A 7,856-nucleotide genomic window follows, 5' to 3' on the forward strand; every position below is an offset into this window, starting at 1 on the left:
GCTCTTCCCCTATTGAGGTACGAACGCCCCGCGTCAGCGTGGCGCAAGAAGCCGGTCGAGACCGGTTTCCCCGGTGCCGATCTTCTGAAGTCGCGGGTAACGCAAGCCATTGTGATAGTCGAGTGCTGCACTGCGGAAACGCGTTCCCTGCTTGACGGTCAGCGCGATCGGCGTCTTGCCGCCCTTCGCCGCGGTGATCGCCGCCTTCAGCTTGTCGGCGCTATACGCCTCGCCGTCGACCGCGACGATCTGGTCGCCGACGGCGAAGCCCGCCGCGAACGCCGGGCTGTTCCAGGTGACGCCGGTCAGTTCGCCCGATCCGTCGAGCACCATGCCCCCCGAATAGGTGAGGTTGGTGGCCTTGGCCGCGGTCTCGGCCGCCTTGAACGATGCCGTCGGTGTGTCGGTATAGGTCAACTGATAGCCGTTGCGTGCAAAGCCCGCGATCGGCGCGCCGCTGCCATGTTCGGTCAGGCGTCGCTGGAGATAGCCCGCCCAGTCCCACGGCACGATCGTGTTCAGCGTCCTGGCGACTTCGTCGAAGGTATAGGTCACCTCGCCCCAGTCGCCGTCGCGGATCCCGAAGAACGCTTTGGCGAAATCGTCGATCGACTTCGCGCCGCCGGATTTCTCGCGCAGCATCGAATCGACGTCCATCCAGACGAGCAGCCCCTCGTTGTAATAATCCTCGCTGCGCTGCCAGCTGGTCCAGCCCTTCGGCCGGCGCGCGGAGATCACCGGATCGTTGGTGGTGTCCACCAGCGCGCGCCATTGCCGGCCCGGCTGGCTGTCGTACAGCGCCATGATCGCGGCATATTGATCCAGCGTGTCCTGCTTGCTGACCAGCCCGGATCGCGCCTGGAGCACATAGCCCCAGAATTGCGTCTGCCCCTCGTACACCCACAGCAGCGAGTTGCGCATCGGCGTGCGGAAGTCGGGGGTCCACAGGTCGGCGCCGCGCCGGAACTTGCCGTCCCAGCTATGCGTGAATTCGTGTGGCAACAGGTTGCGGCGACCCGGGCCGTCGTTCCACTTCGTGAAGTAACCCGGCGTCACGCCGTTCTCGCTCGAACGATGGTGCTCCAGCCCGATTCCGCCGAGCTGGTCGGTGATCGACAGCAGGAACTCGTATTTGTCGTAATGCTGCGCGCCGAACGTCTTCACCGCCTGTTCGACCAGCCGCGCGTGCCCGGCGACCTGCTCCGGGGTGGCGGCGAGCTCGGCGGGATCGTCGGCAAAGACGTTCAGGTTGACGCGCGGGCTCAGCGGCCAGACCTTGCCGTACTTGCCCGCCAGCACCGGCGAATCGACCAGCACCTCGTAATTGGTCGTGTCGTAGCTGTAGGTCGACCCGGCCTTCTTCGCCGGAATCGCCCCCGCCGCCGTCCAGCCGTCGGGATATTTCACCGTCATCTGGATCGGGATCTGCCGCGTGAACCAGCCGGCCGGGTACAGGCTGACCGAATTGGGCTGCAGCGAGATCATCGTCGGGGTCATGACGATCCGCCCCTGATTGCCCTGCGTCGCGGAGATGAACTGGAACTGCGCCTCGATCGCCTTCGCGCCGGCGGGCACGTCGATATGGAAGGCGAAGACGTCGACGGGGTCGCGCGTCCATTCGACGCGCTTGCCGTTCGCGGTGATGATCAGCCCGGCCAGCTTCTCGATCTCGCCGCGCGGGCTATGTGCGCCGGGCAACCACTTCGGGAACAACAGCACCATATGCCCGGCCTGCGGCACCGGGATCGTCTCGGTCACGCGGAAGATGCCCTGCTCGGTCGTGCTGGCATCCACGTTCAGCCGGATCGTGCCGGGGAAGCGCGTGTCGCGGGCTGCGGGGATCGTGTCGGCGAACGGCACCGGCTGCGGTGCGCTGTTGCCGGCGGGAACCTGCGCGACGAGTGGCGCGGCGGCAACGGAAACGAGAAGGGCGGCGGACGCAAGGCGACGGATCATCGTGGCTCCCATAGGACAGGCTGGCTGACCTGAGTAATCAGCCGGCGCCCCCCGCGTCCACCCCTATCCGGTCAGTTCGCGCCCAACACGTTGATGCTGAACGCAATCACGCCCAGGTTGAAGACGAACCCCGCCAGGCATTGTCCGAGCACCGCGCGCCGCACCGTCGTCGCCCGGATCGTCACGTCGGAGGTCTGGAACGTCATTCCCAGCGTGTAGCTGAAATACAGGAAGTCCCAGTAATCCGGCGTGTCGGTGCCCGGAAAGTCGATCCCGCCGGCGTCGCGCCCCTGCGCGTCGGGCATGTAGAACAGATGCGCGTAGTGCAGCGCATAGACCATGTTCGAGAAGAGCCATGCGAGCACCAGGGTCGCGATGACCAGCAATCGCGCGGTGCCGTTCTCCGGCCCGGCCAGTTCCTCGCGCACCGCGGTCAGGATCACCAGCATGACCGCCGCCGTGATCGCCAGCAACAGGGTACGGTTGGCGTCATTGGCCTGCGCGGTGGCGCGCAGTTGCTGCGGGGTGCCGCGCCGGAACAGCCCGGTGATGCTCAGCAGGAAGACGATCGCGGCCAGATCGAAGCCGCCCATCATCGCGCGCCCACGCCCCAGCACGGGCCACAGCGCCGCGACCGCGCCCGTCAGCATCAGCGCGAACAGCACGAAGCGCGGCGGCGCGATCCGTTGTCCCAGCCGCCACCCCGATTCGCCGCGGCGCCGTCGATCGTCCATGCGAACAGCCGCTAGCGCTTGGGCGACGCGCCGACTAGATAGCGCACCTTCCTATGGCCAGAATTCCCACACCCCAGCGCGTGCGCGGCACGCAGGACATCTTCCGCGACGAACAGCGTCGCTTTGCGCACGTGCTCGACACGTTCGATCGCGTGCGCCGCCTCTATTGCTTCGAACGCGTCGAGGTGCCGGTGTTCGAGGACACGCAGGTCTTCGCGCGCTCGATCGGCGAGACCACCGACGTCGTCTCGAAGGAGATGTACACCTTCCCCGACAAGGGCAACGATCTGCTGACGTTGCGGCCCGAATTCACCGCCGGGATCGCGCGCGCCTATATCAGCAACGGCTGGCAGCAGTTCGCACCCTTGAAGCTGGTCACCAGCGGCGCGGTGTTCCGCTACGAACGCCCGCAGAAGGGCCGTTACCGCCAGTTCCATCAGATCGATGCCGAGATCCTCGGCGCACCCGAGCCGGCGGCCGATGTCGAATTGCTGACGCTCGCCGATCAATTGCTCCACGAACTCGGCGTCGCCGACGGCGTGACGTTGCAGCTCAACACGCTGGGCGATGCCGCCACCCGCGACGCATGGCGCGACGCGCTGGTCGCGCACTTCGAGGCGCATCGCGGCGAACTGAGCGAGGACAGCGTGGCGCGGCTCGACAAGAACCCGCTGCGCATCCTCGACAGCAAGGACCCGCGCGATCGCCCGATCGCCGATGCCGCGCCGGGGATCGACGCATACATGAGCGCCGAGGCGGGCGCGTTCTTCGACAGCGTGCAAAAGGGTTTGCAGGCCGCCGGCGTCGCGTTCCAGCGCAACGAGCGGCTGGTGCGCGGGCTGGATTATTACCGCCACACCGCGTTCGAGTTCGTCACCGACCGGCTGGGTGCGCAGGGCACGGTGCTGGCCGGCGGGCGCTACGACGGGCTGGTCGAGTCGCTGGGTGGGCCGGCGACGGCCGGTGTCGGCTGGGCGGCTGGCGTCGAGCGGCTGGCGATGCTGCTGGAGGAGCCTACGGCGGCGCGGCCCGTGGTCGTGCTGGTGGTCGAGGACGATCGCGCGCGCACCGAGGCGGTAGCGACACTCGCGCGGTTGCGACGCGCGGGTGTCGCCGCCGAGCTGATCGCCACCGGCTCGCCGAAGAAGCGCTACGACAAGGCGCTCAAGCTTGAGCCCGACGAGACGCTGGTGTTCGCGATGGACGGCGATACCGTGGCGGCCCGCCCGCGCGTGCTGCGCGGCGACGTGTCGCGCGTGGCCGAGGTGCTCGCATGATCGCCTGCGTCGCTACCCCGGCGAAAGCTGGGGTTCTCCGGTTACCGAGGGCGCACCTTCTGCATCATACCCTAGCTTGCGCCGGGGTGACGATCGGCGGTCGGGCATGACCTCCATCTCGATCGATCGCATCCGCCAGATCGAGGCGCGCCGCGACGAACTCGCCGCACAGATGGCGACCGGCAATCTCGACGGCGACCGCTTCGTCGCGGTGTCGAAGGAATATGCCGAGCTGGAGCCGGTCGCGCAGGCGGCGGGCGAGGTACGCCGCTTGCGCCAGGAGGCCGAAAGTCTCGCCTATATGGCGGGCGATGCCGACGCCGAACTGCGCGCGATGGCCGAGGAGGAATTGCGCGAGAACCGCACCGCGCTGGACGGCGCCGATCGCCGGCTGGCGCTGGCGCTGTTGCCGCGTGATGCCGCCGACCAGCGCTCGGCGATGCTCGAGGTTCGCGCCGGCACCGGCGGTGACGAGGCGGCGCTGTTCGCGGGCGACCTGTTCCGCATGTACCAGCGTTATGCCGAGACGCAGGGCTGGCGCGTCGAGCTGATCTCCGCGTCCGACAGCGATGCCGGCGGTTACAAGGAAGTCGTCGCCAGCGTCACCGGGACGGGGGTGTTCGCGCGACTGAAGTTCGAGTCGGGCGTCCACCGCGTCCAGCGCGTACCCGCGACCGAAAGCGGCGGACGGATCCACACCTCCGCGGCGACCGTCGCGGTGCTGCCGGAGGCCGAGGACGTCGACGTGCAGATCGACGAGGCTAAGGACCTGCGCATCGACGTCTACCGCTCGTCCGGTCCGGGCGGCCAGTCGGTCAACACCACCGACAGCGCGGTGCGCATCACCCACCTGCCGACCGGGCTCGTGGTGATCCAGCAGGACGAAAAGTCGCAGCACAAGAACAAGGCCAAGGCGTTGAAGGTGCTTCGCACGCGGCTCTATGAGGCGGAACGCGAGCGACTGGCGGCCGAACGCTCCGGCACGCGCCGCGCGATGGTCGGCTCCGGCGACCGCTCGGAGCGGATCCGCACCTACAATTTCCCGCAAGGGCGTGTGACCGACCACCGCATCAACCTGACGCTGCATCGCCTGCCGGAGATACTGCAAGGCGAGATGGGAGAATTGATCGGGGCCTTGATCGCGGAGGACGAGGCGGAGCGACTGGCCACGCTGGACGCCGCGTAGCGCGGCGTGTGCAGGCCGGCCGCTCGCGCCACCCGCCCGAAGTCAGCCAGGCGGGACCGGCGGTGCGCAGCCTCCGTCCGACGACGCGGCTTCGCCGCGGCGCTATCCGGCGCAGCGTGGTCCGACGCGGCATGCATCACGACTCGCCAAAGCGTGGGCGGCGATGCGCAGCCCCCACCCCCGAAGCGCTCTGCCCGCGAAGCTGTCCTACACGCCCCGCTTCACGCTATCCGTTCCTCTGCGTAAAGCCGCCGCGAAGACCCTGCCGTCATTGCGGGCGAAGCGAAGCGATCCAGTGCGTCCGGGTCATGGCCCGGACGCACTCCGCTGCACCCGCCATGACCGGCACGACGACCGCCGGCAAATTCGAGGACCTTCAATGTTGAGCCACTACACCACCGTCTCAACATTCGCAGCGGCCGACCCCGCCACTCTGGCTGCGCGATTGCGCATAACCATCTCGAATCCGCAGATGTTCTTCGCAATTAACCTATCCACCCCCGCGCCGCGAAAACGCGCCATCGTCTCAACATTCGCAACATTCGCGCGTCGCACATGACCCCCGCCCGCCACGCGCTCCGCGACGCCGCGGCCCGCTTCGCCTTCTCCCCGACCGCGCGGCTCGACGCCGAGCTGCTGCTCGCCCACGCGCTCGGCATCACGCGTGAACGGCTGCTCCTCACGCTTGACGATCAGCCGGTGCCGCCGGGGTTCGCCGCGCTGGTCGATCGCCGCGCGCGTCACGAACCGGTTGCCTACATCACCGGCACCCGCGCCTTTTGGACGATCGATCTGCTGGTCGGCCCCGGCGCGCTGGTTCCGCGTGCCGACAGTGAGACGCTGCTGGACGCGGCGGTCGCGCATTTCGCGGGCCGCGCCGCGCCGCGCCGGATCCTCGACCTCGGCACGGGCCCCGGCACGCTGTTGCTCGCCGCGCTCGATGAGTGGCCCGCGGCCGAGGGATGGGGCGTCGACGCCTCGCCCGACGCGCTCGTCTGGGCGCATCGCAACGCGGCGGCGCTGGGGATGACGGAACGGTCGCACTTCGTGATCGGGAACTGGGCGAGCGGGATCGACGCGCGCTTCGACCTCGTCCTCGCCAACCCGCCCTATATCGAACGCGATGCCGCCTTGCCGGATGAAGTGATCGGCTACGAACCGCGCACGGCTCTTTTCGCCGGTGCGGACGGGCTCGACGATTACCGCGCCATCGCGGTGCAACTTGGCGCGCTGTTCGCACCCGGCGCGCTGGCATGCGTGGAGATCGGCGCGACGCAGGGGCAATCGGCCGCAGACCTGTTCCGTGCGCAGGGCCTGTCGGTCACCGTACGGCGTGATCTCGGCGATCGCGACCGGTGCCTGGTCGTCACCGCTTGAACTTGGCTGCGCTTCACCCAATATTTCTCTTTGAGAACGGCGGTCGTGCGTCTAGAGACGGCGTAGGGGCACGCCAACTCACCGACATGCGTTGGATGGCACGCCTGCCCTCCCTTCGTCATTAGCCGCTGCGGTCCGGCGGCCATGGCAGGCCCGCGACACGCATGTGATCGCGGCGCCGGGGACAATTGCAACCCGTGCTTCGGGAGCGAGTGCCGGTTTTGGTTCCAGGACGAGGACAGTGATTTGATCAACAACCGTCAGAACGGCCGCCGTCGCGGCCGTGGTGGTGGCCAGCAGCGTCAGGGCGGCGGCGGTGGCCAGGGGCAGCGTGACAGCGGCAATCGCATCGACAGCCGCGCACGCGGCAACGCGGCCCAGCTGCTCGAAAAGTACAAGAACATGGCCCGTGACGCCCAAATGTCCGGCGACCGGGTCAACACGGAATATTATCTGCAGTTCGCGGATCATTATTTCCGCGTTCTTGCCGATCAGCGCGGTCGTACCGACGACCAGCCGATGCGCCGCCAGCGTGACGACTTCGATCAGTTCGACGACGGTGACGACTTCGGCGACGAGGGCGATCCGATCCGCGCCGAGGAGCAGCCGCGGTTCAACGAGATCGAGGCGCGCGGTGATCGCTTCCGCGACCAGCGTCCGCAGCGCGACGACCGTCCGCAGCGTGAGGAGCGTGCGCAGCGCGACGACCGTCCCCAGCGTGAGGAGCGCGTCCAACGCGACGACCGTCCCCAGCGTGAGGAGCGTGCACAGCGCGAAGATCGGCCGCGTGCCGACCGCAGCCGTGACGATCGCCCGCAGCGTGACGAGCGTCCCCGCGAGGATCGCCAGCAGCAGGTCGAGGACCGGCGGCCGGTACAGGCCGCAGCCGCGACCAGCGATGGTCCGCCGGTCATGAACGACGCCATGGCGGAGGACGATGCGGCACCGCGCCGTCGTCGTGCCCGCAAGCCGCGCGAAGAAGCACCGGTCGAGCCGGCCCCGGCGTTCGACGCCGATCGCCTGCCGCCCGCACTCGGCGTGACCAGCGCCAGTGAGCCGACCCCTGGCGAAGACGAGGCTCCCAAGCCGCGCCGCCGTCGCGTCCGCGCGGCGTCGTCCGAGGCCGCTGCCGCCGAGTAAGCACATCTGCCCGACGGCGCATCGACGGCCGGCGTTCCCCTTGCGGGAGCGCCGGCCGTTGTCGTTTGCGCGCGGACGTGGGATGATCCCCGCACGACAAAGATCGTGCGACTAGGGAGAGGATCATGACGATCGCCGCCATTCTCGGCCACAAGGGCGCCGAGGTATTCTCCGTTTCCTCCGACA

7 protein-coding genes (1 of these 7 running past the window's edge) are annotated in these 7,856 nt (G+C 68.3%); 5 read left to right on the forward strand and 2 right to left on the reverse strand.

Annotation, left to right across the window (positions count from 1 at the left end; all coding sequences use genetic code 11):
* Window positions 1-33: 33 nt before the first annotated feature.
* Both SPHPHY_RS0100960 and SPHPHY_RS0100965 read right to left on the reverse strand, forming a co-directional pair.
* The gene (locus SPHPHY_RS0100960) at window positions 34-1,956 is read right to left on the reverse strand and encodes a M61 family metallopeptidase (protein WP_022684850.1); all 1,923 of its coding nucleotides are present in this window, start codon (window positions 1,954-1,956) and stop codon (window positions 34-36) included.
* A 71-nt stretch (window positions 1,957-2,027) separates the two neighbouring features.
* The gene (locus SPHPHY_RS0100965; RefSeq protein WP_022684851.1) at window positions 2,028-2,690 is read right to left on the reverse strand and encodes a DUF1345 domain-containing protein; all 663 of its coding nucleotides are present in this window, start codon (window positions 2,688-2,690) and stop codon (window positions 2,028-2,030) included.
* 53 nt (window positions 2,691-2,743) lie between these two features.
* On the opposite strand from SPHPHY_RS0100965, the gene hisS reads away from it, so the two are divergent.
* The 5 genes from hisS to SPHPHY_RS0100990 all read left to right on the forward strand — a co-directional run.
* Complete coding sequence (gene hisS, locus SPHPHY_RS0100970) at window positions 2,744-3,967, forward strand: histidine--tRNA ligase (RefSeq protein ID WP_022684852.1); 1,224 nt, start codon at window positions 2,744-2,746, stop codon at window positions 3,965-3,967.
* A 106-nt stretch (window positions 3,968-4,073) separates the two neighbouring features.
* A complete protein-coding gene (gene prfA / locus SPHPHY_RS0100975) occupies window positions 4,074-5,153 on the forward strand; it encodes a peptide chain release factor 1 (protein ID WP_022684853.1) in 1,080 nt (359 codons plus the stop codon).
* A 555-nt stretch (window positions 5,154-5,708) separates the two neighbouring features.
* A complete protein-coding gene (gene prmC / locus SPHPHY_RS0100980) occupies window positions 5,709-6,530 on the forward strand; it encodes a peptide chain release factor N(5)-glutamine methyltransferase (RefSeq protein WP_022684854.1) in 822 nt (273 codons plus the stop codon).
* A gap of 144 nt (window positions 6,531-6,674) precedes the next feature.
* Complete coding sequence (locus tag SPHPHY_RS0100985; protein ID WP_022684855.1) at window positions 6,675-7,670, forward strand: DUF4167 domain-containing protein; 996 nt, start codon at window positions 6,675-6,677, stop codon at window positions 7,668-7,670.
* A gap of 125 nt (window positions 7,671-7,795) precedes the next feature.
* Window positions 7,796-7,856 carry the 5' end (the start) of a CBS domain-containing protein gene (locus SPHPHY_RS0100990; protein ID WP_022684856.1) on the forward strand. Its footprint extends 377 nt past the window's final position, so 61 of the gene's 438 nt are visible here — the first part of the coding sequence; its start codon is at window positions 7,796-7,798; its stop codon lies off the right edge, out of view.

The sequence above is a fragment of the Sphingomonas phyllosphaerae 5.2 genome, assembly GCF_000419605.1.
In the GTDB taxonomy this organism is placed as follows: Bacteria; Pseudomonadota; Alphaproteobacteria; order Sphingomonadales; family Sphingomonadaceae; genus Sphingomonas; species Sphingomonas phyllosphaerae_B.

What these genes read in the sequence shown, in the direction of transcription:
- SPHPHY_RS0100960 (WP_022684850.1), bottom strand. Translation starts at nt 1,956, where the DNA reads ATGATCCGTCGCCTTGCGTCCGCCGCCCTTCTCGTTTCCGTTGCCGCC.
- SPHPHY_RS0100965 (WP_022684851.1), bottom strand. Translation starts at nt 2,690, where the DNA reads ATGGACGATCGACGGCGCCGCGGCGAATCGGGGTGGCGGCTGGGACAA.
- hisS (WP_022684852.1), top strand. Translation starts at nt 2,744, where the DNA reads ATGGCCAGAATTCCCACACCCCAGCGCGTGCGCGGCACGCAGGACATC.
- prfA (WP_022684853.1), top strand. Translation starts at nt 4,074, where the DNA reads ATGACCTCCATCTCGATCGATCGCATCCGCCAGATCGAGGCGCGCCGC.
- prmC (WP_022684854.1), top strand. Translation starts at nt 5,709, where the DNA reads ATGACCCCCGCCCGCCACGCGCTCCGCGACGCCGCGGCCCGCTTCGCC.
- SPHPHY_RS0100985 (WP_022684855.1), top strand. Translation starts at nt 6,675, where the DNA reads ATGGCAGGCCCGCGACACGCATGTGATCGCGGCGCCGGGGACAATTGC.